General features: G+C 41.6%; 30 protein-coding genes and 1 pseudogene. 5 read left to right on the top strand and 26 right to left on the bottom strand.

Annotated features, from left to right (window positions below; translation table 11 throughout):
* Positions 1-11 precede the first annotated feature (11 nt).
* The 3 genes from KI743_RS01275 to KI743_RS01265 form a co-directional block, all read right to left on the bottom strand.
* Positions 12-524: an RDD family protein gene (locus KI743_RS01275; RefSeq protein ID WP_285464386.1), complete on the bottom strand. Its 513-nt coding sequence runs from the start codon at positions 522-524 to the stop codon at positions 12-14.
* A gap of 272 nt (positions 525-796) precedes the next feature.
* Positions 797-946 carry a hypothetical protein gene (locus KI743_RS01270; protein ID WP_285464385.1) on the bottom strand — a complete coding sequence of 50 codons (150 nt, stop codon included), beginning with the start codon at positions 944-946 and terminating at the stop codon, positions 797-799.
* A 98-nt stretch (positions 947-1,044) separates the two neighbouring features.
* Positions 1,045-1,968, bottom strand: a complete 924-nt coding sequence (locus KI743_RS01265) for a LysR family transcriptional regulator (RefSeq protein ID WP_285464383.1) — start codon at positions 1,966-1,968, stop codon at positions 1,045-1,047.
* An 855-nt stretch (positions 1,969-2,823) separates the two neighbouring features.
* Here KI743_RS01265 and KI743_RS01260 point away from each other — a divergent pair.
* From KI743_RS01260 to KI743_RS01245, 4 genes are all read left to right on the top strand, one after another.
* A complete protein-coding gene (locus KI743_RS01260) occupies positions 2,824-3,744 on the top strand; it encodes a LysR family transcriptional regulator (protein ID WP_285464381.1) in 921 nt (306 codons plus the stop codon).
* Between the two features lie 50 nt (positions 3,745-3,794).
* On the top strand, positions 3,795-4,406 hold the full coding sequence (locus KI743_RS01255; protein WP_285464378.1) for a hypothetical protein: 612 nt from the start codon (positions 3,795-3,797) through the stop codon (positions 4,404-4,406).
* Between the two features lie 212 nt (positions 4,407-4,618).
* Positions 4,619-5,584 (top strand): porin, encoded by a 966-nt coding sequence (locus tag KI743_RS01250; RefSeq protein WP_285464376.1) that lies wholly within the window; start codon positions 4,619-4,621, stop codon positions 5,582-5,584.
* 552 nt (positions 5,585-6,136) lie between these two features.
* Positions 6,137-6,469 carry a DUF3316 domain-containing protein gene (locus KI743_RS01245; protein ID WP_285464374.1) on the top strand — a complete coding sequence of 111 codons (333 nt, stop codon included), beginning with the start codon at positions 6,137-6,139 and terminating at the stop codon, positions 6,467-6,469.
* A gap of 150 nt (positions 6,470-6,619) precedes the next feature.
* On the opposite strand, the gene KI743_RS01240 is transcribed toward KI743_RS01245, so the two are convergent.
* From KI743_RS01240 to KI743_RS01225, 4 genes are all read right to left on the bottom strand, one after another.
* Positions 6,620-7,543, bottom strand: coding sequence for an RDD family protein (locus KI743_RS01240; protein WP_285464373.1), 924 nt, complete (start codon positions 7,541-7,543; stop codon positions 6,620-6,622).
* A gap of 154 nt (positions 7,544-7,697) precedes the next feature.
* Positions 7,698-8,279 carry a hypothetical protein gene (locus KI743_RS01235; RefSeq protein WP_285464372.1) on the bottom strand — a complete coding sequence of 194 codons (582 nt, stop codon included), beginning with the start codon at positions 8,277-8,279 and terminating at the stop codon, positions 7,698-7,700.
* 132 nt (positions 8,280-8,411) lie between these two features.
* Entirely contained in the window at positions 8,412-8,918 is a 507-nt protein-coding gene (locus KI743_RS01230; RefSeq protein WP_285464370.1) for a GNAT family N-acetyltransferase, read from the bottom strand.
* A gap of 49 nt (positions 8,919-8,967) precedes the next feature.
* Complete coding sequence (locus KI743_RS01225) at positions 8,968-9,273, bottom strand: NIPSNAP family protein (RefSeq protein WP_150869770.1); 306 nt, start codon at positions 9,271-9,273, stop codon at positions 8,968-8,970.
* Between the two features lie 287 nt (positions 9,274-9,560).
* On the opposite strand from KI743_RS01225, the gene KI743_RS01220 reads away from it, so the two are divergent.
* Positions 9,561-9,959, top strand: coding sequence for a hypothetical protein (locus KI743_RS01220; RefSeq protein WP_285464369.1), 399 nt, complete (start codon positions 9,561-9,563; stop codon positions 9,957-9,959).
* Positions 9,960-10,026: 67 nt separating this feature from the next.
* On the opposite strand, the gene KI743_RS01215 is transcribed toward KI743_RS01220, so the two are convergent.
* The 19 genes and pseudogenes from KI743_RS01215 to KI743_RS01125 all read right to left on the bottom strand — a co-directional run bounded on the left by KI743_RS01215 (position 10,027) and on the right by KI743_RS01125 (position 25,665).
* Complete coding sequence (locus tag KI743_RS01215) at positions 10,027-10,653, bottom strand: LysE family translocator (RefSeq protein WP_285464368.1); 627 nt, start codon at positions 10,651-10,653, stop codon at positions 10,027-10,029.
* 129 nt (positions 10,654-10,782) lie between these two features.
* Entirely contained in the window at positions 10,783-11,172 is a 390-nt protein-coding gene (locus tag KI743_RS01210) for a carboxymuconolactone decarboxylase family protein (RefSeq protein ID WP_285464367.1), read from the bottom strand.
* 59 nt (positions 11,173-11,231) lie between these two features.
* Positions 11,232-11,588: a MerR family transcriptional regulator gene (locus KI743_RS01205; RefSeq protein ID WP_285464365.1), complete on the bottom strand. Its 357-nt coding sequence runs from the start codon at positions 11,586-11,588 to the stop codon at positions 11,232-11,234.
* A 39-nt stretch (positions 11,589-11,627) separates the two neighbouring features.
* Positions 11,628-11,810, bottom strand: a complete 183-nt coding sequence (locus KI743_RS01200) for a hypothetical protein (protein ID WP_285464363.1) — start codon at positions 11,808-11,810, stop codon at positions 11,628-11,630.
* Between the two features lie 28 nt (positions 11,811-11,838).
* Positions 11,839-12,453, bottom strand: coding sequence for a LysE family translocator (locus KI743_RS01195; protein ID WP_285464361.1), 615 nt, complete (start codon positions 12,451-12,453; stop codon positions 11,839-11,841).
* A gap of 29 nt (positions 12,454-12,482) precedes the next feature.
* Complete coding sequence (locus KI743_RS01190; RefSeq protein WP_285464360.1) at positions 12,483-12,938, bottom strand: GNAT family N-acetyltransferase; 456 nt, start codon at positions 12,936-12,938, stop codon at positions 12,483-12,485.
* Positions 12,939-12,948: 10 nt separating this feature from the next.
* Entirely contained in the window at positions 12,949-13,200 is a 252-nt protein-coding gene (locus KI743_RS01185; protein ID WP_285464358.1) for a hypothetical protein, read from the bottom strand.
* A 64-nt stretch (positions 13,201-13,264) separates the two neighbouring features.
* Complete coding sequence (locus KI743_RS01180) at positions 13,265-13,609, bottom strand: energy transducer TonB (protein ID WP_285464356.1); 345 nt, start codon at positions 13,607-13,609, stop codon at positions 13,265-13,267.
* 55 nt (positions 13,610-13,664) lie between these two features.
* A complete protein-coding gene (locus tag KI743_RS01175; protein WP_285464354.1) occupies positions 13,665-14,237 on the bottom strand; it encodes a hypothetical protein in 573 nt (190 codons plus the stop codon).
* A 470-nt stretch (positions 14,238-14,707) separates the two neighbouring features.
* Complete coding sequence (locus KI743_RS01170) at positions 14,708-15,385, bottom strand: hypothetical protein (RefSeq protein ID WP_285464353.1); 678 nt, start codon at positions 15,383-15,385, stop codon at positions 14,708-14,710.
* A 206-nt stretch (positions 15,386-15,591) separates the two neighbouring features.
* Positions 15,592-15,954, bottom strand: coding sequence for a hypothetical protein (locus KI743_RS01165; protein ID WP_285464351.1), 363 nt, complete (start codon positions 15,952-15,954; stop codon positions 15,592-15,594).
* A gap of 260 nt (positions 15,955-16,214) precedes the next feature.
* Positions 16,215-16,511 carry an antibiotic biosynthesis monooxygenase gene (locus tag KI743_RS01160; RefSeq protein ID WP_285464349.1) on the bottom strand — a complete coding sequence of 99 codons (297 nt, stop codon included), beginning with the start codon at positions 16,509-16,511 and terminating at the stop codon, positions 16,215-16,217.
* 15 nt (positions 16,512-16,526) lie between these two features.
* Positions 16,527-16,898: a DUF4440 domain-containing protein gene (locus tag KI743_RS01155; protein WP_285464347.1), complete on the bottom strand. Its 372-nt coding sequence runs from the start codon at positions 16,896-16,898 to the stop codon at positions 16,527-16,529.
* Positions 16,899-17,573: 675 nt separating this feature from the next.
* Positions 17,574-17,953: pseudogene (locus KI743_RS01150) on the bottom strand (nuclear transport factor 2 family protein).
* Between the two features lie 146 nt (positions 17,954-18,099).
* Positions 18,100-19,599, bottom strand: coding sequence for a reverse transcriptase domain-containing protein (locus KI743_RS01145; RefSeq protein ID WP_285464346.1), 1,500 nt, complete (start codon positions 19,597-19,599; stop codon positions 18,100-18,102).
* A gap of 363 nt (positions 19,600-19,962) precedes the next feature.
* A complete protein-coding gene (locus KI743_RS01140) occupies positions 19,963-20,655 on the bottom strand; it encodes a hypothetical protein (protein ID WP_285464344.1) in 693 nt (230 codons plus the stop codon).
* 321 nt (positions 20,656-20,976) lie between these two features.
* Positions 20,977-21,573: a hypothetical protein gene (locus KI743_RS01135; RefSeq protein ID WP_285464342.1), complete on the bottom strand. Its 597-nt coding sequence runs from the start codon at positions 21,571-21,573 to the stop codon at positions 20,977-20,979.
* Positions 21,574-21,791: 218 nt separating this feature from the next.
* Positions 21,792-22,751 carry an EamA family transporter RarD gene (gene rarD, locus KI743_RS01130; protein WP_285464340.1) on the bottom strand — a complete coding sequence of 320 codons (960 nt, stop codon included), beginning with the start codon at positions 22,749-22,751 and terminating at the stop codon, positions 21,792-21,794.
* 349 nt (positions 22,752-23,100) lie between these two features.
* On the bottom strand, positions 23,101-25,665 hold the full coding sequence (locus tag KI743_RS01125) for a molybdopterin oxidoreductase family protein (protein ID WP_373417774.1): 2,565 nt from the start codon (positions 25,663-25,665) through the stop codon (positions 23,101-23,103).
* Between the last annotated feature and the right edge of the window lie 314 nt (positions 25,666-25,979).

The following is a 25,979-nucleotide window of genomic DNA, read 5'->3' as shown; positions in this document are numbered from 1 at the left end:
TATTTAGGTCTCTAGGCTTCGCTAAAATCAATCTTTCTAGGTTTTGAAACATCAACAACCAAAGAACCAGCGAGTCTGTCATGTAAACACCGCTTCTGTTTCCCAAAAATCAACAGAATATTCATGGCTGCTACAAGTATTGCCAATAACGAGAGTAACTTAAACAGTTCCACAGTCGGAAAAATCTCGTACAACCTAGCGGGTAATATAATTAGGGAAAACGGTACCCACCTCATGAAAATGAATTTCGATAGACTTAAAGGTTGATGGCTGTCAGTCGAAAACATCGCTATCTCAAACACGTTCTTGCCAATGGTCTGACCGTACTTATGCAGCAGATAGCCATGACATAACAAGTATAAAAATGCTGATAAAATGTATGTAGAAACCAGCCCTAAGACATCATTCGAAAACATCAGGTTTCGTGTCGGCTCAAAGTAAAACAGTGGAATCATCAAGGCGCAAGCAACTAACCCATCAATAAACCACGCCCAAAAGCGCGACCACCTAGATGCGATTTTCACTTCAGTCCCTTCAATTTGCCCTAGCATGGCTCGCCCTCAAAATGCCAAGTATCAATGTTCATTTACAAGACATTGGTGTCTTGAAGCAGTAGCAGGTCTAAGGATTTGAACTGTACTTCTAAAGTACCCATGAAATGATTAATGATATGCAATTGATAACATTTATAAATTTACGAGCGTTATATAACTTTCTTGGTGTTAATTCAACTCCAACCACTAACAAATTGATATGTAAGTACATTTACCAAATATCAATTGGTTTAACTTTAGAACTAGAATAGCTGAACAAACATCAGTGCAACGATAAACCCAAACGTAAAGCTCGGTGGATGGAATGGGCGTTTCTTAGATATGACGTACTCTCGTGTACGTTCTTCTTGGTAGGTTTTGACCGCTAGGGCTTTGATATAATCATTCTGCATAACATTCTCTCCTTGTATATTTAAAGAGAGAATAAGACCTCAAGTTAACTTGAGGTCAATAGCCATCATAAAGAAAATTGCATGTTTGCTCATACTCTTCAAGCAAAGTGCTTTTCCCAACTTGGTGGTGTGCCGATGATCTCTTGAACGATCTCAATAAAGGCCAAAACAAGTGGCGACTGCTTTCGATGAGTGTACATAGCGTAGATATCGCCAAAAGATGGGATTTCGCGTTCTGGTAACAGCTGCACTAGGCCTTGCTCGGCCAAACCTTCACTCAACATAAACTGACCTATTTGAGCAAACCCAAGTGAAGCTTTTACACTTTCAACAATCAACTCAGGCTCATTCACTCGGTAGTTGCCTTTAAGGGCGTACGTTTCGAGATCTCCAGTGTTATCTTCTGGATAGAACTGCACCTTGTCGAGCACAAAGCCACCATGTGAATACATAATGCTTGGTAACATAGTTAGCTCTTCAGGACAGCGCGGCATGCCATGTTTAGCAATAAACGTTTCTGAAGCAACTATCGCTGTTTTGTTTTCAGCAAGCTTCTTGGCAATCATCGATGAATCTCTCATTGGGCCAATACGGAAAACAATGTCAAACCCCTCGCCCACCAAATCAACACGACTATCATCTAATATCAATTCAATCGACGCTCTTGGGTAACGAGTGAGAAACTCCTCAACCGCTTTTTGTAAAAACCGACGGCCAAACAGTGTGGTACTCGAGATGCGAAGGTTACCAATAGGTTCTTTATAGAAACACGCCGCTATCTTTTCCGTCTCTTCAAGCAATTCACTCACTTTCACTGCTTGTTCTACGATCTGTTTTCCTACATGAGTCAACGAAAGTGAACGTGTTGTTCGATTGATCAACCTAACACCCAAGTGCTCTTCCAGTTGTTTAACCTGCTTTGATAAAACAGAACGATCAACGTTGAGCCTATCTGCCGCTTTGGCAAAAGAGCCAGCTTTAGACACTTCTAATAGAAGCTCTAATCGAGTTGCTAAATCCATTTTTGTTCCAAACTCTGATGCCTGTCATTAGTAGTATGAACCGGACAGACGAAGTAATTTATAAATTATTAGGTAATACCTAAAACAGTTGTAAGTACTGTTACCCTAATCTTCACGATTAACTCATGAGACGATTGCTCAAGGTTTAGGCAACGCAAGCGAGAAAACGACTCGCAAGGGGGTTAAGTGCAGTCCAACAAACCCAAACAAGATAGAAACGCAAAGCGCCGTAAAGATCAGTTAGAAAATGAGAAACAGCAAAATCTCAACCGAATAACCGAGCTAGCGCAACAAACCATTAATGACATGTTTTCTAGAAACATGTTTTCACAGAAGAAATAGCATTGTCCGCTTCAACAACTCAATGCTCACAGCTCTAGTGGCGAGATCACTAGGGCTGCTGAACTAAAGCCAACGTGGTTACCGCTAAATCTCACCCCAACGTAACGATTCCTTTTCACTCAACCTGCACACAGACTCTTTATTCTAGGAAGATAAAGCCGTGCGATGAAGTCTCTAATTAAACATTTAGTAGTGCTAAATTTGCACGAGTAGTCAGATTTTCTATTCATAACTATCGCTCAGAGCTGGGAGTTAGGCTCGAATCATATGAATAAATGAACACTCTATTATCGTATTTTATTCTACAAAATAACCAACATGTCTAAGCCAACGCTAGATAGCGTACTCCTTGCACAGTTTAGCGGACGATTTGCAATATAGTTTATCAAAATCGCAACTAGTGCATAAATCGCACTAGTGAAGTGCTAATAAAACCATAATTTTTGCGAATAGGTTTTGTAAAATGCGCTCTCCATCACATCTAATTACAAAAATATGACTAGGAGTGTGAGCATGGACTTAGCGACTCAACTGGAACTACTGCTCGACGTATCTGAACATGGCACCTTTGCAAAAGCAGCCGATAGAAACCACATTGACCGTTCCGCGCTATCTAAGCAGATAAAAAAATTAGAGGACAGCTTAGGGTTAAGACTACTCAATCGCTCTACCCGATCACTATCACTCACCAACGCTGGCGAAGAGATGGTACAGCAGGCCAAGAAAGTAAGAGAGCTGCTGACCGAGACCAAAAAGCTTGCAGATACTTTTCACGCTGAACCACGCGGTCATCTAAAGATCTCGAGCTCATCGTTTTTTGGCCGAACATACTTAAAAAAAGCCGTTAAAAGCTTCATGAACAAGTACCCTCACATCACCGTTGAAGTTTTATTGTCTGACCATAAAGTTGACGTGATCAGCGAAGGTTATGACGTCGTTTTTCGTATCGGCCCCATTCGCGACTCCAACATGATTGTACGTAAACTCGCGACTAATAAGTTGGCCATTATTGCGTCGAAAGAGTTCTTAGCAAGACACGGCAATCCGCAAACGCCAGAAGAGTTGATACAGCTACCGGCTGTTGTTTACTCAAGTGAGTCTTTTCTATCTGACAAAATTAGAATTGTTGACGATGAGCAGGACGGAGAAATCAAAACCCTTAACATGAATGCCAAATACAAAGTAAACGAAACTGATTTGATCATGGATGCGGTAAAAGACGGCCTCGGCTATGCTCTGATTGGGCAATTCATGCTACAAGAAGATATAGAAAAACAAGGGCTTGTACAGCTTCTGCCTGAATATCAATTATCAAGTCATAGCGAAATTTTTGCTATGTATTCACATAGAAACCAACAACCCTTGGCTAAATTGTTTATCGAATCTGTGCAGAGCGAAATCGGCTCAACACCGATATGGGAAACCTACTTATAACACGGCCCATCACTTTACTCTTTCGCTTGGTAACCTTCTGGATTCACACAATGCAATACATCTGCCCTACTTATGACCAGCGACGCGGCGACCGCGTCTTTGATACATTCATTATTTTACATAGCTTCGTACTCACACTAGTCGTCGCTTACATTAGTATTCACTTTGACTCTCACACCAAAGAGAGCTCTGTACTTGAGATCAGCCAAGTTACTATCCTCTTAGGTACCGCGCTAATTAGTTACGTTAAAGCCCAAGAAAGTCGTGCCTTTTCATCGATATTGAAAATTCATGCGCTGCTCATGCTACTACTTGTGTCGAGAGAGCTTGACCAAGTATTTGAGCTGTTCCTATTCCACGGCTTTTGGAAGGTTCCCGCTAGTGCCATAATAGCAACAATCGCCTATCAAATGTTCTCCCACCGAAAAAGCGTAGTTGTTGCTGCGAAACGGTTTACAGCAACCGATAGTTTCCTTGTTTGGATAATCGGTGTTTTTATGTTCCTTATATTTTCTCGTATTGCTGGCTATAAAGGGTTCTGGATGGAGTTTTTAGGGGACGGCTACAACAGAGATATAAAAACACTGGTTGAAGAAGGGCTGGAATTCTTCGGTTATTCTTTTCTTCTCTCTAGCATCATATTACTGAGAGGAAAAATATAATTACATTTATTGTAGCAAAGCACTTTCCGTTTGTTGTAACCGAACACATACCACTTTGTATAATTGTTCGACAAATAACAAAATAGAATAGTTTATGCCAAATACTTGCGCTTATTATTTACCATAGTGAATTGATAATTACTCACTTTTAAATAATCCATGTGTATAGATAATTACTTCGACTTCAAACACAATGTAGTGGTAATTAAAATATGGATAAGAAAATCATTTCGCTGGCGATTGGTGCCGCAATCTTTGGCTCTGCAGTTAATGCAGCACAAGTTTACTCTGATTCAGAAACTGAACTGAATATTCACGGCAGAGCTCAAGGTGCTTACTACTTTTCTAGCGATAAAAACATCGACGGAGACCAAAGCTACATCCGTGTTGGCCTAGACGGTAAATCTCAAATCAATGATGACCTGTACGCGTTCGGTTTGTACGAACTGCAATTCAAATCTAACAGCGATGCGAATAACGATGACGAGTTCGACGTACGTAAAGGTTACGTAGGTGTGGGCTCTGAATTCTGGGCTGTAAGTTACGGTCGCCAATTTGGTGCAGTAACACTAGTGTCTGATTACACAGATATTTTCCCAGAGTTTGGTAACGAAGCTGCAGGCGTAAGTGCTGATTTATTCGGTACCGGCCGTTCAGATTCTGTATTCAAGGCAACAGGTTCTTACGATGCGCTTAACGTACACGTAAGCTACCAAGGCGAAAACGATCAAGTTTCAACTGATGCCTCTTCATACGGCATTGCAGCAGACTACGCACTGCCATTCGGCGTAAAAGTGGCACTGGGCTACAACGAAGGTGAAGGCGCTGCAGCTGGTGCGGATTCTGAGCTTGTAACGGCAGCAGTTTCATACACTTATGAAGATCTGTACGCTGCAGTGCTGTTCAGCGATGGCGAGAACTGGGAAAAAGACGGTTCTGACAACGGTGTTGATTACGAAGGTATTGAAGCAGTCGTTACTTATCAGGTAACTGAAGAGCTTAACGCTCTTATCGGTTACAACAACCTAGAGAAAGACGGCGTAGAGACAGTTGATTACTACTCGCTAGGTGGTGAGTACAACCTAACCCCTAACTTCAAAACACTTGCTGAGTACAAGATCACTGACGTAGATGGTGAAGATGATGTTTTAGCATTAGCACTTCGCTACTCGTTCTAATATAAAGCAGCTAACCAAAAGCCCACTTATTGTGGGCTTTTTTTATTTTAATAAAGTTTCATGCAATTATTACCACAATGTATGGCTATTTATTATCGAGACAATCCACTGTATTTAAACTATTATCTTCTTCGTTGACTTTCCCCACTGCCTTTGAAAGTTACTTATTAACTCCGAAAGATTCGAGCAGCAATTTATTGCTGCTCTTTTTTTATCCATTAATTTCCCATCTCTGCCAATCTTATACCTCCCATATACAGAGTAAATAAATATTACGGTTATAACGAGCGTATACCTGTAGCTTTATTATCACAAGACGATCTCACCATACAATCGTTGATATAAGATCTATAAAGTACATCAAGCCAACCCTTCAACGTTCAAAACTCAGCCACATTTGGGGCAAAAAATGGAAAACCAAGTTTTTATTCGTGTATTTTTGGCATCAGTGAAAAGAGCAATGTGATATTTATCACACTTATGTTTTGCATAATAATGGCGTTGTACCGAGGCAAAGCGCCTCAAGAAAACAAATTATTTGAGGATTACACTATGAAACGCATTATTACTCTTGCAGCAACTCTAGCATTCACTTCAGCTTCTTTCGCTTCATCTTCTTGGGTTCAAATTGATCGTGAAGCCGACCTAAATGTGGGCGTTTATACGACTCAAGAACAAGCACAAAGCGCTGCTGAAGAGTTTGCTTCTTCACTAAACACAATGAGCAATCAAGAACTTAAAGCGGCACTACCAACGAATCAACATCACTTTGTACGTAACGTACGTCTAGGCGATTCAAATGTACTAGTTGAACAAATCGAAAGTGGTGAATATCAAGCAAGCCTACACCAAGACTACGCTTTCACTGCGTTTGAGCGTGACTAACCTAGAAACGAAAAGCGCCAGTTTAAAAGTAAACTGACGCCATCGTTTCTAACATTGCCCTGTTATCGAAGATGCCCTAACCGGCTTCTTCGATGGCAGAACCTAAAAAGCACAACCAATACTAGTAGTACGTGGTCCTACGAAGCATTACTATTCCTTGGGGTTAAAACGATATGTTTTGCTATTCCAATTAGACCAAATGCCAATATCGTAGCCATAGGAAAGAGTCACATTCATTACATCCTTATCGATAGATTCTGGATAACTAAAAACCACTTCCTGAGCAATTGCTTGAGCTATAGACTCATTGAGAACATCGTCTTCTACCAGAGTTACGCTCACATCTACGTACGTTGTAGTTCTAGAGCCTGTTTCTGAAGAACTGAAATGACGTGTCCCAGACGCAACGTAAGATGATGAAACAACATCAAAGTCATTCAAAATCTCTTGCGTAACAGTTAAACGATCCACAGTCTCCTCTTCTGAGAAAAATGCAGGAACGACTGTCAATAACGATGCTAACGTAACAATAATGATTAAGTGTCCTTTCCACACTTTCGTCGGGGCTACGGCGGGTGCACTATTTAGATTAACTACGAATGACCCAACGATGACGTCATGCAAAGTCTGACGCGTCACTTTATTGAAGATATAAAGGTAAACTGTCCCAAAGAACACAGCTATTACCAGAAACGAGACAATCGTATCAGTAAAAGGCAGCATCATCTCACTACTGGCGGTTACACTCCCAAGATAGTAAGGAATTGAGAAAATGCAGTATCTTGCTAAAGATCTTGGAAAGCTTAGTGTTTTGTTATTGGCATCAACAACCTTTATGTTGGTGGCGTTCTTACCTAAGGTTTGTCCCCCTAATAACGAACTGTTAAAAAGACTAAAGTAAGAGATAGATACAAGCGCCCCAACAACCCATGCGAGATCGCCGAGCTGAATAAACTGCTGTTCAAAGAAACTACTTAAGACGAACCCTACACCACCAAGAATTAACGAATCGATGATAAGTGCGAAAATTCGTATACCAAAGTTGCAAACCCATGGTTTTCCTGAATTTTCCAATGATTTTTTCCTTTTTCTTATCCGGCGAACTATCAATGACGTACTGCGATTCTGCCATTTCATATCTGTTTGATGGCTTAGAGTTCAAATAGAGAGTTTGAATAACTTGGATTAGTGGGCACCAACCGCATTGATGCCACAAATTTGCACGTTTCTAATTCAATAAACGCTCTTGGTTTGAGTCCGATTGATGATAGAACTTTGCTTCTTCGATCTTTTGTTTAGACTCTTCTTCAGTCAAAACGCCTTGCTCAGAAAGCCATTTAAACTTATTGATTTCTTGAGGTAGGGTATTATCCATGTTGATATCAGCATACCAATCTAGGAGCTGTTTTTTTCTTCTAGTCATCAGTTCTTTCACAACGTCATCGTGCTTTCCATCCTGAATGACAAACAAGCTTGCTTCTTCTGTTCTATATACGGTATAGGTGATTTTGGAGAGTTGAGACCACATCAAACATAACGCACCTACTACGATCCATAAAAGATCTAGCTTCAAGGCACCTTCTAAGTAGGTGCTATAACCAGTTTGTCCGATGCCAAGTAGCAACCAAAGAGCACCTACGTTTCTTAGCCATTCATTCTCCTCGATAAACTCCGACGTTTTTTTGGGGATATCGCCATAATAAATATCAACATCTCCTTTCCCTGACTTTTCTTGATAAGCGTAATTCAGTTTGCCATCACCAAAGCTAAACGTGTATTTGTTCCTACCTTTCTTTTGAGTTATTTCCATTTTGTATACTTTAAGCCTGTTTTATAATTCTAAAGCTGCGATTACAACAACACCTCCCAGAGAGCGTCAATCTAAGTCTTTAAAATTAGTGACTTAAAGCCAAATTTATACTCTACTTAGTAGTGTCTATTACTAAATATGTTGAAGGCTATTCGTGTTTTTATCCTTAGCCAGTATCCACCCACGCATAATATGTTGCGGGCCCGCAGCGCCTCCGAGATATAGATCATCAGTCTTTTCAAAACCACCCTTTTCATAACAAGCAATCGCACCAGGATTCTTCAGGTTTACGGTTAAATAGATAAACTCAAATGAGGAATACTGTTCTTTTAGATACGGAAACAGAGCTTTTACAGCACGTGTACCCAGCCCTTTACCTTGTTGATTCTTATCTAATGCGAACGCTCTTAATCCAAGACCTGACTCCGGACAGAACTCGTAACTTTCGCCATAGGCAATATCTAACTTAAAAAATCCGACAACTTCATTATCTAGCTTAATAATATGTAGATGAGTCGTCTCACTACCATCTTGTAAGAATTCTTCTGCTGTGCCTGCAAACTTGACTTGTTCTTCCGCCAACTTTACTTGCTTTACCAGCTCGATTTGAGCCTCGGTTAGTCGCTCGATTGTTACCATACCTATTCGATTCCTATGTCCATCGTGAATATATGAGTTCTAATATCTGTTATTTCAGAACCGGACGGAAGAAGCTGCGTTCATAACTAATGATACAATCCACCTTGTCGGCAAAGGCAAAAGCCTCAATACACTCGGGATCGTTCAAAGATCTAATTCGATAATCTTCGTAAGCCGTCAGACTCTCAAAGGTGAATAGTGCCAACGCAATGTTGTTCGCTCCCTCAGAAGGTAAGAAGTAACCATTATGTTGACCACCAAATTTTTCCACTAGCGGTATCCACATCTTGGCATACTCTTCGAACTCTTTTACTTTCTTTGGATCTATCACATAGCGAACATAACAAGTGATCATGCGCATTCATTCCTTTCGTTGCGTTTATTGAATAGATCAGACTACCGCAAGAGGTATCAGAACTCTAATCCGAGTTAAAAAATGTCGGCTCACTGTCGGCCGCATACTCCCCAACAGCATCAGCATGACATCAGCAATAGTTTTCCCCTTTACGCGCCTCATCCAACCCATGAAATGCCTTGTTACACACACCATCAAAAATCCTCGAAATAAAACTCGAAACCAGTAGGTCTGCTTTGGGGAGTAATTCATAGCATTGCACCGTAAAGTGCATCAAAAGGAAAATCATGGAAAAGAAACTTCAAACGAAATTGGCTACTAGTTTACTGCTTCTGAGAATTGGTATTTTTATCGTATTTCTGTTTTGGGGCTTGGATAAAATCCTTGTTCCTGAACACGCGGTAAAGGTGCTGTCTGGCTTTTATGGGATTGATATATCTATTGGTATGATGATGACTCTCGGCATCGCACAGCTAGCATTTCTGGGCGCATTTATCGCAGGTCTGTGGAAGAAGTACACTTATGGTGCCATATTAGTCCTTCATGCAGGCTCAACGTTCTCATCTTTTGGTAAGTATATGGACCCGTTCAATAACTTACTGTTTTTCGCTTCATGGCCTATGCTCGCAGCTTGTATCGCACTATTTTTGCTGCGTGATTACGACACGTTTAGTGTCTCTAAATAACATAAAGGGCGTCATTACGACGCCCTCTTTCATTCATTGCTATTCACTGTACTTATTGCAACAGCACTTATCGCTGCTTCATGAAAGCCACAGCCAGCCCTGATGATACAAAGGTAACGCCTGCGCCAATATTAAGCCCCAACACCAACTTAGGTTTGTTTCTGAACCATTCAGACAACTGAGACGAGAACACGCCCATCAAACTAAAGCCAATTGCCGTTAGCAAAGCAAACCACACACCATAACCAATCATCTGTATTGTCACAGAGCCCAAGCTTGGGTTAACAAATTGAGGAACGAAAGCTAGCACGAACATGCCAGGTTTTGGATTCAGGGCCGCAGAAAGGAATCCGGTTGAAAATATCACCTTCAGAGATTGTTTTTTAGCTGGCTCTAATGAGAACAGATTACGTGAACGAAGCACTTTTACGCCGAGCCAGACAAGGTAAGCAGCACCCACCAGCTTCACCACGTAGAAGGCCACTTCAGAGGTTTGAATAAGCAATGTTAAGCCGAACGTAGCCGCTACGACGTGAAACAAGATCCCTGCACCCGACGATAACCCAGACATAATGGCGGCAACTCGGCCTTGGCTTAACCCTCTCCCAATAGCGAGTAGATTGTCCGGCCCCGGCGAGATCACCAGCAGCAGACAAGCCAGCGTATAGGTAATGAATACCTCTAACGGAAACATATCACCTCCTTGTTTTATGTTCTTATTCGCTCAATTCTGTATGAAAATAAAGCAATTGAGCTCCCTAACCTAAATCATCAGGTCTGAAACAACAAGCTCAATACTGATGAAAGTGCCATGCGTTACGCATCAGATCAATTGATGTTCATAACGTTCGGTTAGAACTTCCTTAAACGCAAACATGCCATTCAAAGCTGCAGGGAAACCTGCGTACACAGACATCTGAAGGATCACCTCTTTGATTTCTTCTTCACTACACCCTACATTGAGTGCCGCATTCAAATGTACTTTTAACTGGGGCGCGCAATTGCCTAAGGCTGTTAATGCAGCAACTGTCGCGATTTCGCGGGATTTCAGATCAAGTCCTTCACGTGCGTATATATCACCAAATGGGTACTCAATCGTATATTTGGCTAAGTCAGGGCAAATATCTTGTAAGCTCTTGATAACATTCTGCCCTGCTTCTCCATCAATCTTGCCAAGCAGTTCGAGCCCTTTATCAAAACGTGATGTTTCCATGGTTGTTCTCCTATTGGTTCAAATAAGAGAAAAGCTTACAAGTTAGAGTTCACTCTAAGTCAACTAACTTTGTTGTTTTTATAAAGATCGATTTTGTTTTCTAATGCAGTAAGATGTGACTGTTGTTGCTCAATATGAGCTTTGAGGTTCTGTTGATGCTTCTCCAGCAAGGCTTGGCGCTGCTGCAACGTACTTGCCCCTTGTTCTCTCAAGCTTGCGTATTCCAAAATCTCTTCAAGTGGCATAGCAGTCTCTTTTAGACGCACCACAAACTCTATCCACTTTTGATCCTTCGATGTATAAGCACGATGTCCACTAGAGGTGCGCTGAACATTTTTCAGCAAACCGATTTTCTCGTAGTACCGTAACGTATGAGCAGACAAACCCACCAAGTTAGAAAACTCTTTAATATTCATCGTACTTCTTCCTAGCAGGCTTAGCTCTTTGAACGTAAATCACACGGGTTCGATGACGAGGTTTACATCTGGACTAGCCGAAGAAAACACCACATCAGCTCCTTCGTTTGATTCCAACGTGAATTCTGCGCCAGACTCGACATGAAAGCTCAGTTTAGCTTGCTCCAATTGAACCGTGATTTCGCCTGATTCAGGACTTACATTCTTAAATGTCTTTTTCATTTCAAACTCCTTGTGAGTAACGGATAAATTATTGACGACTGATTAATAGGTTTGCCCCCGACAGCGCCAAAAAGGAAGCACATGCCTTGTTAAATCGTTTGGCCATTTTCGGCTTGATGAACCACTGTCTCAGGTAAATACCGAATATGGCGTAAAGAGATATCGCACCTAATTCCAAGACTAAGAATGTAAGCCCAAGAATCAAAAACTGTTCATTTACATTGGCCGAGACATCGACAAACTGAGGTAGAAATGCAGTAAAGATGAGAATCGCTTTTGGGTTACCGGCGGCCAGTAAAAACTCTTGTTTGGCTAAGCCTAAACGGCTCTGAACAGTATCGATTTCTGATATAGGACTTGCTTCAGAGCGCCAGAGATTAAAAGCTATCCATAACAGGTATGCAGCCCCTACAACTTTAATAGTGAGAAACAGTGTTTGCGATGCATACAAAACCACAGCTAACCCTGAAGCCGCCAACCCAATCATGACTGCGAACGCCGCAATTCGACCAAGACCTGCCATAAAGGCAGACTTAAAGCCATAACAACGCGCATTATTCATCGACAGCAAATTATTCGGGCCAGGCGTCATATTCAGAGCAAAACACGCAGGGATAAAAAACAATAACTTCCAGATTTCCATTACCTTTCCTTCATGACTCACTTTTACTTTTAAAGCTTACGCTCAAGTCGTACTTCTATGGCTTTTTCGTCTGACGTATTCGTCAATTCAAAGTAGTCAGACACTATTCTCTCTACCACTTTAAAGCCAAGTGACTCAAAAACATTAACGTTACCGGTTTGTTCAACGCACCAAACCGATATTTGATTAGCATGAGGGAACATTTGCTTAACTTTCGAGATCAGATGTCGAGCAGCTCCTTTTCGGCGCGAAGTGGATGCTACGGCAAGTGCGCTTAAATGGAGAGTATCACCACTGAACTTAACGCTCACGAACGCTACTAATTGCTGTTCCGAGTAATAGCCGAAGTAGGTCCAATCACCCGTTGATGCCATTTTGTTCTGTTGAGCCAGCATCGTTGGGCGATAGATACTTCGTAATTCGGCAAACACTGTATTCGAGAGTGCTATGAGAGACGGATCAGTGCTCGGCAGTCGTTCTATCATTGGGTGACATCTACTTTAGTATTTTGCCAAACACCCAACTGATCATTGATAGAAACAGTACAGGCACTAGAAACCATATAACTATCGGCACAACAACTACCAATATCAACCCGATAGCTCCAGACACAAAAACACCAATTAGCGGAAGAAACACAAACAAAAACAACGCTACGACTCCACCAATCGCTGACAACACAAACAGCATAACCAATGCAATTGCGAAAGGGTTTTCTATTTTTCGTCCGTTAATAATGACCTGCATTGATTATTTCCTTGTCTGTGTATAAACAAAGTAGGCACTCTAGCCCATATGTTATTTCTACACCCTATTTGGAGTTAGCTTTAAAATCGAAACGAATTTGTTGAGGAACTGATTCTACACTTTCGAAGGGCTCGTATTTCCATTGCGTTAGAGCTCGGACAGCTACTTCCTCGAACAGCCCTTTAGGGAAAGATTTTACAACGACTACATTCGTTACATCCCCTTGGCTGGTTACGTTAAATGTCATCTCAACATAGCCCGATAGCCCATTCTCGACCGCAACTTTAGGGTACCTAGGGTTGGTTCGCTCTCTCACCTTAAGGTCTTCATAAGCGGTGAAGTCGACTCCTTCCATAAATCCAGCGCAGCCAGACAACAATACCGCCATAAACAGTGATATAAATTTCACATCCACCTCAGATTTTACAGCGCCAGAATTCAGCAACTGACGCAGTGGTTTTATATCAGCTCAACTCGCCTTTCACTTCGACATCTTTGATACCGAGGTACGATTCAATCTCGTGTTCAAGAAACAACGCTTGTTCACTTAATTCCAATCCAGATACCAAACGTATATTTTTACGATCTTTTAATATGACTCGTACCTCGAACGTTACACTTGAGCCGTCTTTTGACTTCTTGACAACCTCTTTACAGTAAACTTGTTCGATCGATGATGAAGGTATGAGTTTTTTAAAACCAAATGGTACTGGTGATATCTTAGACTCAACAAAACTATGACTGACAGAAACAGTGGTTTTATTTAGATAACAAGCAATAACGTAGTAAGTCAGAAATATTCCTATTGCAAGATGTATTAGAGGGAACGCTAATGTCACAGCATTCTCTTTCGTAAACCCGCCCGAACTTAGAGCATTGCTATACCAGTAAAAAAGGAAACTATCCCAGACAACAACAAACACCGTCATAAACAACGTTTGATTTGAAAACCATCTACGTTCAATTTTCATCCCATCAAAGCTTGAGTTAATAGTCATGCCCTCAGGAATACCAACGTCCATTTTTAATTTATCCACTTATTTGACCTAATATTTTTGAATATGGTGAGCGAACGAACGACATTGATTTTCCGCAACGAGCGTCTGCAAAGGTTGCGTTTAATTCCGCTCAGTGGAGGCACAATGTCTATTTGTCTATATTTTTTTGGGTATTAACTTAGCCGAAAGCCTGTTTAGCTTAATGCTGTAAAGTAAATGTAACGCCATACTTTATACGTTAACCACACGCAATAAATTCACAGAAACAATAACAGGAATGACCATCATGCGTATAGATGATGAAATGTGTAACTGTGCACACTATTAAGCTCTATAAGTTTCAAAGTTGTTTATAAAAGGTCATTTTCGGTAGGAACACCAAACAACACTCTTTCGAGTAATTTAACGGATTCTAATACTCCTTCTAACTCAAAGAGCATTGTGATGATACTAACTAAGGATTAGCCGTACTTAGCGATATTAGATAGCCCAGAAGACGGGACATCGAGTTATTCGAATCTTTCCGGTAAAGGGAACCAGACTAAAACGTGTGTAATCTTTGTATGCTGTACTTTTTTACCTGTCGAGTGAGCATCTTTTGAAATTTCAAATTGACCTGTTTTGTCATTCTTGACTGCATCACTAGAAACAACTTCATACGCCGTAGTTACTTCATAAGTTGCAGCCAAGCGTTCCCCAGTTTTAAGGGTTTTCTGTTTTTTACTCTCCGGTGATTCAGCTACTAATTGACGATGATTATTCAATAACTGATAAACATCAATTCGCTTATCTAAATCTACAAAAACCGTACTATTTACATCATGAATCGTAGTCAACCTCTCTCCTTTGAACATAATGTCCATCATTACGACTAAAGAGCGACCACCTAGATCAATTGAATCAACTTTAGAGGCGATTGACTGATAAATCTCATGCGACAAATTAGCAGCCTCTAAGAAAGAATCAGTTTTGTTATAATGGTTAGTTCGATACAGTGCCGAGCTCAAAAAAATGATTAGCTCATTGTCACGCTTATCAATCGATAAGAAACATAGATCTTCGAGATTGCGATCTTTACAACTGAATCTTGATTCTAGAATTTGCTGAACTTTGCCTGTGCTATTCGCTTGCGCCAAACCAACAAACGTTAAACAAATAAATAAACCAAGGTGTCTCCATATTTTCAAACCAATACTCCCGTGCTTTCACTCATATAACACACAGTCAACAGAAACGATTAACTTTCTTAAATAGATAGTTGTATCTCCATCTCAATGACATCTTGCATAACGACCAGGTACTAATTTCTGTACGTGTAGGGTGTTATGAGAGGTGGAAGTAACATCAAAACTAGAGATTCACATCACTCAGCCACTCAACGCTCAATTTGAATTTAAGCCAATCCGGGTACGGAGTTAGCAGGCACATATCTTCGTTCAACATTTACATCCGTATCGAAGATATCGAGTAACTTTAGGTCATCATTATTCTTAACTTTTTGGTCTAGCTCTTTGAGGTCATTGTCGTTATTTATTAGATAAACCCAGATGCTACGTTCACCTCTACCATTCACTTCAATTACTAGAGCATACTGTTTAGCACCTTTTTCAGCCGCCAACTCAGCTCCGCGATACACATACTGAGAAAGGCTATGAGCTTCAATTTCTCGACTATTGGGTGGATTAAGCCTGTGCATATCAAAGGCACTCGCACAACCGGACGAAAAAAACATCATCATCAAAAGAATAAACCGCATATATTTCTCTGTGTATTTTTCAAAAGCGAGATTATGCAGCAAGTGGAACACAAAACATCAAGGTATCGTTCATTATCAATTAAGGATCACACTTATAACAATCACTAACGATACAAATACCAGTTCGTCGGCAACACAACACCGTGTTAAATAGCGTGTACTACCAAACAGTTTACATAGAGCATTACCCTTTAAGCACTAAAACCCAACTTTAAATACAAAGCGTTGTGATTCAACCTTAATGAGGTAGCTAAAGCGTTCTATTTGGTTCTATCTTCAATTTCATCGAACGCTTCAACGGAAACACGCTCGGCTATTTCACGTATCTTCAGCATTTTTTCTGGGTTTCGGTTTCCCCAAAACAGCGCCCAATCTTCACGGCTTCTCCACTTTGCGATGGTTAATACCTTTTCTGGCGTGTCCGACGATTGAAGCATAAAGCTACCGAGTGCGCCTTCTACCGATTCGTGAATAGATTCCGTCGCAGAGCGCCACACACTTTGAAACTCTTCCATTTTATCAAGTGGGACTCGCCACTCGTAGATTACTCTAAACATAAACGCTCCTTGTTGTTACTGAAGTTCAAATGCTTCACATGGAGTACCTTGATGATATTTCATCTGCCAACATTGGCCGGTAAAAGTCCAAATCGATGAACGCTTTGTATACGCGCTAATGGCTCCGGTTTTCGATACCCATGCTGATTTATAAAGAAGTAGCTGAACAAATGGCTCCAAAGCAATACACTCAAACTCTTGAGAATGTATATGCCCGTCGGCCGGTTCCTCACTTTGAAGCATTTCTATAATGGCAGCATAATCAAAGCTACGCCCAGAACGGCCCACTTCTTTAAAGCTCGAATGAAGTAACCTTTGCACTTCATTTAGGTTCTGCCTAATTTCATACTGATGCAGGGCGATTTCCTGTTCAATTAGAACTTCCATTTTTTCTCCTTTTAATCGAACTATTCGCATACTAACCGTTCGCTTCTAAAATCTTCTTCAGTGTGTGCGAAGAAGCCTAAGAGACAGGTTTTTACTTGATAAAACACCAATCAAAGCGACCAACAAAGTCGACAAATTACCCGTGTAAGAACGAATAGAATAACTAGGACATAGAAAAGATTGTTTCAATACAGTATCAATAGTTTGGTGACCATAGCTTTCGTATAGACATGGTAACTGCCCAAGCAACATGGCTATGCTGCAAGAGACTACAGTGGCTATTGATGAAAGGTAAATTAAAGGGACTTCTCGTTTCAACCTAACTTTGGATTAGAGCCCATAGACGCTAGCAACCAACAGCAGAACCATAAGGCACAAGTAGGCGGTATAAAAAGGAGATTTGAACGCTGTTAGTCCGACAAAGTCACTGTCGTCTAATGCGTTTGTTGCCGCCCTTACATAAAAAATGGGAAACGACAGTAAACCCATCACCACTGGAATTATCGTCTCGTATTTTAATCTCATTAAATGTGTCCTTTATGCTTAGAAACTAGATAGATTGAGCCTTCCGAGGCTCAGGCTCACTTATAGCTAATGGATTAAATGTACCGTGAACAAAAACAATCAGTGGCACCGCCGCTAAATGAATCATTCACAAGTTGCTAGGCGTATATCTTATTCAGAGACGATTTTTACCCACTTGGCTCGCCACTCCTGCGCTTCCATAGGATCAGGCCAAAACTCTTTTTGCTTCACGATTAAACCATTTTCAACGATATGAAAGGTAATGGCACGGGCTTTTGAACACTATCAGTTATTGAAACATCCGTTACAACTGTTGTTCCATCACAGACCAGCGAATGAATTTCAAACTCCCAAACACCATTTGCTAGATAGTAGGAATTAATTGCTGTGAAGTTTTCTCGGCCAACTGTAAGTTCCCCTGATTGCGGCCAAAAAACCTCAAAATCAGGACTCAGCCATTCGCTCGCTTTGGCAAAATCATTAGTTTTCATCGCATCCCAAAAAGCTAGGACGACTTCTTTTGAATTCATTGTTTCCTCCATGTGTTGCCCTATTGGTGGGGCGAATAACGCGATAATTAAGTACCTGCAAACCACCTCAAACACTAAAAACCGGCGCATGGTGAAAATGCCAAGCGTTGCGAATCACTATTAAACAGATTGCTAGCTAGCGTGTATCAGTAATCGTAACTCAGAGAGTCTGGGTTCATGACTTTCTCAATACCAGATTCCAACAAGCCTTTTTTCAGTGCTTTATGCACTAATAAAAAGCTCGGAATTTCTAGTAAATACTTACCGTTAACCTTAGTTTTGGCACACTCTTCCAATAACTGTTCTCGCGATTGGTTAAATGGAAAACTGTGAGAACGATTGTAATTCCAGTTACTACGTAATAGTTTCTCTCGATGTTGAACCGCACGATGAATAACAGATAATAACCACCCATCTAACTCGGTTAATTGTTCAGTATCATTTACAAGCGGATAGAAACTCATTACGCCTTTAAAATAAATTCGTTTTGTACGACCTGATAGATAGTCCTTAACTTGCTTTTTACTCAATCCACCGTACATGTAACGACGAATTTGCATCATTGCACTAAGGAAGTTTTTATCTTTGTCGTTTGCTGGAATCTCTTGACCTGCTAAAGATGACTGCTTCAATGGCTGAATCAAATTTCTATATAGAATATAAGAAATTTGCTTTTTAATTTTAAGGACTGACTTATCTTTGATAGAAACATTATCAACTGATAGGGTGTACCCTAAAAAATCCAAACTACTTTTAGCTGATATCTCTGAGGGAAAATCCTCTTTGGTCAACAATGATATACCCTCCGATTTTGCAGCATTTATTTTTACTCCTGCATCATTCGAAAATTGATTTATCAAGCCAAACGCATTACATATTTTCGAGTAGTCGGGTGTCCACACAATCGTGTCATCGGCATATCGAGAAAACTTAACTCCCTCTCTTTCTAGATCAGAGTCAAAATTCCAACATGTCAAATTGGCTAAAAATAAGCTAATAGACGTACCTTGAGGTATACCTACGATTCTATCTTTCAGGAAAACCTTGATTACAAATCTTTCTTCTGTACTAATGAAAAAACCATTTTGGTCAAACTGTTTAGTTAAATAGTCGTGCGAGATAGAACCAAAATAGTCAGAAAAGTCAAATTCAGCTAAAAAAGTACGCTCATTTCTCCGTAGGTCAACGGAGATGTCTTGAATCGCAAAATGAACATTTCGGTCATTTCTGTAAGCATAAGAAAACGAGCTAAATCTGTGTTTATTCTTTGCTAACAGTCGATTAAAAAACAACTTCGATACTGCTGCATCAGGAATCTGGAAAATAGACACCTTTCGTTCCCCACCATCAGCTTTAGGAACGATTTTTATATGAGGAGTATTGGGGGTGTATGTTCTATCTTCGATTTTTCTCGCAATGGATCTTGCGATACTTTTATGCTTCTTTAATACATAGAAGGGATTAAATTTTTTATCGATAGACCAGTAATCTGGTTGATGAACAATCTTAGTGGGCGCTGAATCACCGAGTCTTTTTTTGTTTCTCTCATGCTCCAAGTGCAAACGGTTGTGGTATTCATGATATCTCTTGATTAGCTTTTTCGCTTCATCTTTAATCACACTTGCTAATTGTTTTTCTAAACTCATATATTCCTCATACAAAAAAGCCCGAGCGTTAGCTCGAGCTTTTCCACGGTATAAACCCAAGTAAAAGTAAGTTACCACTTGGTTGATGAAAATTTGACGTCTCACCCCCGTCAGTGTGAATTTCACAGCTGAAGATCAACCATTGCTGATTGATAGAAGGCAATACCGTTGTTTCCATGGGAAACTTATTGCGTAATATACACTAAACTTTATCTAAATCAATAGTTAATGTGTGGAAAGACAGTTAACGCAATGTTGAGTAGTACGCAACGCTACCACGAAACCTAACTATACGACCGTAAACACAAAACCCAATAATGGAATGAAAATGCCATGCATCGGGAATCTATCTTAAACGCTTTGTCATACTATTTGTTTATTTGCCTTATGAGATATAGACTGAATCTGATTGCTAGGTATTACCAATATTTGATAATCCAGCAGTTCTTCTTCAGAGCTGGGCGATGTTTTACAGCCTCGCTTACTTTTTTTAAAAACTTTATTTTCACTCAAACTTGCAATCAAATACAGCTCTGATTCCACCCTATCTGAAGGTGGAGAAAATATAACCTCATAAACGACTTCAGAGTTTAAACATGGTTCAACCAAGTCTTGCTCCAAGATCTTCAAATGAATGAAACCGACTATAAATGGAGCACCAAGCAAATACATACTTAGGATCCACCAGAATCCATACTTTCCTGTTTTCCACTTTATTTTCAGATAATTATTGAGACCATAAAAGAGAAAGAACACAATAACCGCAATTGAAACTGGTGCGAATGAAACACTAAAAAACCCAAAGAACAAATCGGAAAATGATATATAGTCAAATAACTCAATACCTTCCAATTCAAACCTGAACCAAAGCAAGACCAACCCACAATAAGATATAAATAAACTGACTAAACTTGCTATCGTAGCCGGGCTACCAGCGATGTAACTGCCTATTAACCCTGCTAGTTTTCTTTGCTCTAATATAGCCTGTGATTCACTAGTATTTTTTATACATACACTATGATTTAAGCCATCAACTGAAACTTCAAATCTTTCCAAAACCCTCCCCTCTTAAAATAATATAACAGCTCTATTAGACAAAATGATTCTGTCTAGCAACCTTTACCGTTCAGGCTAAGCCTAACTAACCTTTTAATAACAGCACCTTACCTACTTCACGTTGTTACTAATGTGACGAAAAGCAGAAAAATCCAACATGGTTTCGTCAAGACACAGAAACGTACTCAATACATGGTTACTCATCATCTTCTTGGTTGATTTCTTCACCGCAGCCTAGGCATTTTGGCTCTAGGTCTGGCGGTAGCATGATGATTAAGCCGCAGTATGGGCATAGATCGCCTTGGTTATACATGGTCACTCCTAAGCGGCGCTGAATTCGCCAGTGTATAAGATAAGGCCGGTTTTCTTGCCTTTAAGAAGAATGGTCACACCCTGCGCGTTTGAGCCTGTGATCTGCCAGCCGAGCTTTTCTGCCTTGGCTAAGGTTGCTAGGGCTTTGGGTTTGTCTGATAGGCTTTCCATGATTGCGGTGACGTCTGTCTCTTCGCCAATCATGTCGATAAGTACGGGGGTGTCGTAGTCTACTTCAGCTAAGGTTTTGCCCTGCTCGTTCACCGTTAGTGACACAATGCGAAACACTGCTTTATCGTTGTAATCAACAATATGAGATTTGCCTGCATCATCGACGTAACCGTCAATCGCCACAATATAGCCCGGCTTGCCTTGAGTGATGGCTTTAACGTGTTTAGCGCGCTCTACGCCACCCGCTCGTGTTCTTCCATCATCGTCTGTCTCCATACCAACGTTGGCAATGTCGAACTTGTCGCCGACTTTGGTGCGATTCCATGCACGTAGGTAAATCCCTTTGGCGTTCTCACTTCCCCACGACCAAACGGTGTTGTGAAGCGGAGCCTCCAGTTTTTGTTCAAAGAACTTAGAAATCGCCAATTTAGACATCAACTTACCTCGATCTAACTTAAAACCAACTCGTGACATGCACGACGAACATAAGGCATTAACCGAACCTTACAGAACATCATACCAATACGAGATAGAGTATGTGATACTTGATGTTTATTCAATAGGTAATTCATACTTAAAAATAAAAAACGCCGACAGGATCGTCGACGTTTATGTGTAGAAGGGTGACAGCTTCGTTGTTAAGAGCTAGCTGGTTAAGAACGCTCTTTTTTGGCGAGTCTGCTGGCTTTCATTCGTTTGTAGCCATCCATCACTAGGGCGATTAAGGCGAACGAAATTAACAGGTAGGTTGGTACTTCGTGTAGCGCAATGTTGTCGCCAATGAGTAGCCCGACAATAAAAATGAAGGTTGGCTCTACGTAACCCATTAAACCAAACAGAGATACTGGTAGTTTTGAGTAGGCGAATAGGTAGAGCAACATTGGCGTCACCGATACTACCGCTAGGCCAAGGTAATACAGGTATGACGTGGCTGGCAGGTTCATAAAATGATCGGCTGGGTATAGATAGAACACCCCAAAGATAGCTAAAGGAAGCATCATAATGTGGTCGACGGCCAAGCCAATATCGGTCGGCATTGGATTGGTTTTACGAAACATAAAGTAGACCGGATAGCCGAGCGCTACGACCAATACCACCCAAGACAGGCCCGATGCCAGCACATAAGTATATATAGTCCCTGCCAAAGCGAAATAACACGCCACTTTTTGTAGCTTCGTGAGACTGTCTTTGTAATAGAAGCAACCAATCAGCACCATCACAATCGGCATGGTGAAGTATCCAAGTGCGAGGTTGAGGGTTTCTCCATTGGCTGGAGCCCAAACGAATATCCAGTACTGCGGCGCGACAAGAACAGCTGAAGTTATGTATTTTGGCCACTTACGCCACTGCTTCAATGCATCCCACAACAGCGGCAGTCGCTTGGTGAAGAACAGCAAGATGAAGAACAGCATCGTACTCCAAATAATACGTTGCGTAGCCAACCAGTGACTCTCGCCACCAGAAATGAAACTTGGCCCCATATCCGGTTGGATTTGTACATAGGCAGGAATGCAAGCAAACAGCATTGAACAAAGTATCGAAGCTGCTACCCCTTTTGATTGATCAGACATCAAGTGGGTGTATTTATGGAATAAAGCCTTTAACTGACTCATGAACTCTACCTATCGTAACTGCGCTTACAAGCAGCAAGACAACAACAAAAAAAGCGCTGTCATGGTTCAACAGCGCTTCTCAGTATCCAATCAATATCAGTTTAGGATAAGTCTGATTCTTTAATTGGTTCAGCGCATTGAATATCACCGCTCATTAAAGAATGCAATCATTAGGTATCTAACTGCCCAAGATTTAACAAAGGTTGTTCACAAGATCACTACAAATAGAAGATTCCTCTACTTTTCAACTCATTAGTAAGTTAATAATCAAAATTTTCCGGTGTAAAAACTCACTAATCATTAATTTATCAGGCCAATATTACGTGCTAGAGATCATTCATCGCATCGACTATTTGGCTAACGTACTTAAAAACTCGGCTTCAAATTCTTCATCAGCTTCACGAGTTAAGCATGCCACCAGCCAATCAATGCTGTCATGGTCGAGCTTGCTATTGACCACAAAAGCCTGCTTCACGCCGAATTGATCCAACTTGGCAGAGCCATAATTCTTAAATGATTTATTGCCGTGGTAGTGAAGCGACTTAATCGCATCGGCGTCAGGTTCTGGCAGTGCATCAAGGGTATTTGCCAACTGAATCACCAGCTCCATTGGGTTCTTAGATGAAGATATGCGATATAAAAAGCCGCCCTCCACTCTTTGTCTTACCCAGTAATCAAATCCGCTGCAATCCATTACTTTGTCGCTGACCAAGGCAGCTTCACTGCGATAGCCACACGGTTCTACCATGACTGGCGTATGTTTGAATTCCGGCTGGCCAGATGCGGCATCAGTGTGAGGCAGAATCAGATCGCACGGCTTGCTGTCTTTGGCGGTTGGGGCGTTCCAGTGAATAGGCATGAATACTTGTTCGCGGCGCATCTCTTTGGTGACAACCAAACGCGCTTGGCACTCCCCTTGTGCGCTACGTACTTTCACCACTGGGTTGACGGTCGCGTGGTTGAAAGCATCTAAGCCAAATTCATCAAGGTTCAATTCAGCAACCGTGTCTGGGTGCATGGCAACAAACGGTTCGGGTGTATGTTCGCCCAAGCCTGCTGCTAAGCCAGTGCGGCTCATGGTGTGCCATTGGTCGCGGATACGGCCAGTGTTCATGATGAGTGGGAACTCGACACTGGTATCGGCAATCGGCTTGTCATGCTCCACCGCGATGAACTGCGCTTTGCCAGATTCTGTGAAGAACTCGCCGTCGGTGAACATGCGCTGCTCGATGATCTGTGGTTGGTGCTCAAGTACTGGCCATTGCTGCGGGGTGAGTTCCCCATAGCCCTTCTCATCGAGTTTGGTTAATCCAATCAAACATAAATCACGCGCTTTGCCTGTTTCATTACCGAGTGCAGTCATCTCGCAATACTCTTTGAAGATTTCACCTTCATGACGGTAATCAAACTGGTCTTGGAATCCCATCTTTTGCGCCACTTCTTTTAGTATCCACCAATCTGGCTTGGCTTCACCTGGGCTTGGCAATATTCGGCGCTGGCGGGAGATTCTGCGTTCAGAGTTGGTTACGGTACCGGACTTTTCGCTCCAACCTTGGGCAGGCAACACCACATCAGCTAAGCGTGTGGTTTCCGTATCGGCAATGCAGTCCGACACCACCACAAATGGGCACTTCTCTAATGCGGTTTTGATTTTCTCACTATCAGGCAGGCTCACAACTGGGTTAGTCGCCATAATCCACACCGCTTTGATCTTGCCATCGTTCATGGCATCAAATAGGTCAATGGCTTTTAACCCTGCGTGGGTAGCTAAACGGTCGGTCTGCCAAAACTCGCTCACGGTTTGGTGTGATTGCGGATCACCAAATTCAAAATGCGCCGCTAAAGTATTGGCTAAGCCACCTACTTCACGGCCCCCCATGGCATTCGGTTGGCCTGTAACCGAAAATGGCCCCATACCTACCTTACCGATTTTTCCTGTCGCCAAATGGCAGTTGAGAATGGCGTTGACCTTGTCGCACCCTTGTGTAGATTGGTTTACGCCTTGAGAGTAAATAGTGAGCACCTTGTCGTTAGATGCAAACAGAGAGTAGAACTGCTTAAGCTGCGCTTCGGTTAACCCTGTCAGTTCAGAAACGCTCTTATCACCCCAGCCATTTTCGGTATAGCGATATCGTGTTGCTGCTCGAATCGCTTCGGTAAAGCCTTGGGTGTGCTTATCAATGTAGTCTTGGTCGAGGTTATCGTGATCATCGAGATAAGCCAATAAACCATTAAACAGAGCGACGTCAGAGCCCGATTCTAACGCCAAGTGGATGTCGGCAATTTCGCAGGTGTCGGTATAGCGCGGGTCAATCACGATCACTTTCATTGCTGGGTTAGCTTGCTTAGCCGCACGCAGGCGTTGAAACAGAACAGGGTGACACCAAGCGAGGTTTGAACCTGTGATCACCACCACTTCCGCTTGTTCAAGATCTTCATAACAGACTGGAACGGTATCGCTGCCGAATGCACGTTTATGCCCTACCACACTCGAAGCCATACAAAGACGTGAATTACTGTCGATGTTGGCGCTACCAATAAAGCCTTTCATCAGTTTGTTGGCAACATAATAATCTTCAGTCAGAAGTTGGCCTGATACATAAAGGGCGACCGAGTCTGGGCCATGCTCTTCTATGGCTTGTTTGAACTTGTCTGCCACCAGCTGCGACGCTTCGCCCCAAGGTAAGAGTTGCTGTCCGCTTGCGACTCTTTTCATCGGTTGAGTTAAGCGGCCTATCGGCGTGACGGTATCGCCCAGTGCTGCGCCTTTAGTACATAGCTTGCCATAGTTCGATGGGTGCTCTTTGTCGCCACGCACTTCCAATTTACCTGAAGCAGTTGGCCTTACTTCAATGCCACAACCTACGCCACAGTAAGCACACGTTGATTTGATCCAATCCTTGTTTGAACTCATCACTCTTCCCTCGTGCAATGTTCTTTTTTATCTCTTCCACCGGAGTAATCAGAAAGCCACTTTCAGCTCTCTTTCAGTAGTGAAAATTTCTCTTTTTTAATAAAGCAATTTGCGCACCACTATTTAACCCAACGCGAGACAATAAAAAAATCATTTAATTACAGTTAGTTAAAATCAATGCAATTACAAAGCTTGAGGTTAATTAAATCCAAGCGAAGAAATATTGAGATATTTGCACCATGTTGATCAATTTTGCACCACAAAGGCTCATTTTCATAAATCTCTTACTTTTTAAATCTACCACTTTAGGGGTA

Source organism: Vibrio sp. D420a (genome assembly GCF_030248625.1).
GTDB classification, from domain to species: domain Bacteria; phylum Pseudomonadota; class Gammaproteobacteria; order Enterobacterales; family Vibrionaceae; genus Vibrio; species Vibrio fortis_A.
Note: the sequence above shows the minus strand (reverse complement) of the source record. Positions and strands in the feature narration are given on the sequence as shown.

What these genes read in the sequence shown, in the direction of transcription:
- KI743_RS01165 (WP_285464351.1), bottom strand. Translation starts at nt 15,954, where the DNA reads ATGCGGTTTATTCTTTTGATGATGATGTTTTTTTCGTCCGGTTGTGCG.
- KI743_RS01270 (WP_285464385.1), bottom strand. Translation starts at nt 946, where the DNA reads ATGCAGAATGATTATATCAAAGCCCTAGCGGTCAAAACCTACCAAGAA.
- KI743_RS01260 (WP_285464381.1), top strand. Translation starts at nt 2,824, where the DNA reads ATGGACTTAGCGACTCAACTGGAACTACTGCTCGACGTATCTGAACAT.
- KI743_RS01160 (WP_285464349.1), bottom strand. Translation starts at nt 16,511, where the DNA reads ATGTTTAGAGTAATCTACGAGTGGCGAGTCCCACTTGATAAAATGGAA.
- KI743_RS01155 (WP_285464347.1), bottom strand. Translation starts at nt 16,898, where the DNA reads ATGGAAGTTCTAATTGAACAGGAAATCGCCCTGCATCAGTATGAAATT.
- KI743_RS01250 (WP_285464376.1), top strand. Translation starts at nt 4,619, where the DNA reads ATGGATAAGAAAATCATTTCGCTGGCGATTGGTGCCGCAATCTTTGGC.
- KI743_RS01145 (WP_285464346.1), bottom strand. Translation starts at nt 19,599, where the DNA reads ATGAGTTTAGAAAAACAATTAGCAAGTGTGATTAAAGATGAAGCGAAA.
- rarD (WP_285464340.1), bottom strand. Translation starts at nt 22,751, where the DNA reads ATGAGTCAGTTAAAGGCTTTATTCCATAAATACACCCACTTGATGTCT.
- KI743_RS01195 (WP_285464361.1), bottom strand. Translation starts at nt 12,453, where the DNA reads ATGGAAATCTGGAAGTTATTGTTTTTTATCCCTGCGTGTTTTGCTCTG.
- KI743_RS01200 (WP_285464363.1), bottom strand. Translation starts at nt 11,810, where the DNA reads ATGAAAAAGACATTTAAGAATGTAAGTCCTGAATCAGGCGAAATCACG.
- KI743_RS01210 (WP_285464367.1), bottom strand. Translation starts at nt 11,172, where the DNA reads ATGGAAACATCACGTTTTGATAAAGGGCTCGAACTGCTTGGCAAGATT.
- KI743_RS01265 (WP_285464383.1), bottom strand. Translation starts at nt 1,968, where the DNA reads ATGGATTTAGCAACTCGATTAGAGCTTCTATTAGAAGTGTCTAAAGCT.
- KI743_RS01225 (WP_150869770.1), bottom strand. Translation starts at nt 9,273, where the DNA reads ATGATCACTTGTTATGTTCGCTATGTGATAGATCCAAAGAAAGTAAAA.
- KI743_RS01255 (WP_285464378.1), top strand. Translation starts at nt 3,795, where the DNA reads ATGCAATACATCTGCCCTACTTATGACCAGCGACGCGGCGACCGCGTC.
- KI743_RS01185 (WP_285464358.1), bottom strand. Translation starts at nt 13,200, where the DNA reads ATGCAGGTCATTATTAACGGACGAAAAATAGAAAACCCTTTCGCAATT.
- KI743_RS01230 (WP_285464370.1), bottom strand. Translation starts at nt 8,918, where the DNA reads ATGGTAACAATCGAGCGACTAACCGAGGCTCAAATCGAGCTGGTAAAG.
- KI743_RS01135 (WP_285464342.1), bottom strand. Translation starts at nt 21,573, where the DNA reads ATGTCTAAATTGGCGATTTCTAAGTTCTTTGAACAAAAACTGGAGGCT.
- KI743_RS01205 (WP_285464365.1), bottom strand. Translation starts at nt 11,588, where the DNA reads ATGAATATTAAAGAGTTTTCTAACTTGGTGGGTTTGTCTGCTCATACG.
- KI743_RS01235 (WP_285464372.1), bottom strand. Translation starts at nt 8,279, where the DNA reads ATGGAAATAACTCAAAAGAAAGGTAGGAACAAATACACGTTTAGCTTT.
- KI743_RS01220 (WP_285464369.1), top strand. Translation starts at nt 9,561, where the DNA reads ATGGAAAAGAAACTTCAAACGAAATTGGCTACTAGTTTACTGCTTCTG.
- KI743_RS01190 (WP_285464360.1), bottom strand. Translation starts at nt 12,938, where the DNA reads ATGATAGAACGACTGCCGAGCACTGATCCGTCTCTCATAGCACTCTCG.
- KI743_RS01245 (WP_285464374.1), top strand. Translation starts at nt 6,137, where the DNA reads ATGAAACGCATTATTACTCTTGCAGCAACTCTAGCATTCACTTCAGCT.
- KI743_RS01215 (WP_285464368.1), bottom strand. Translation starts at nt 10,653, where the DNA reads ATGTTTCCGTTAGAGGTATTCATTACCTATACGCTGGCTTGTCTGCTG.
- KI743_RS01125 (WP_373417774.1), bottom strand. Translation starts at nt 25,665, where the DNA reads ATGAGTTCAAACAAGGATTGGATCAAATCAACGTGTGCTTACTGTGGC.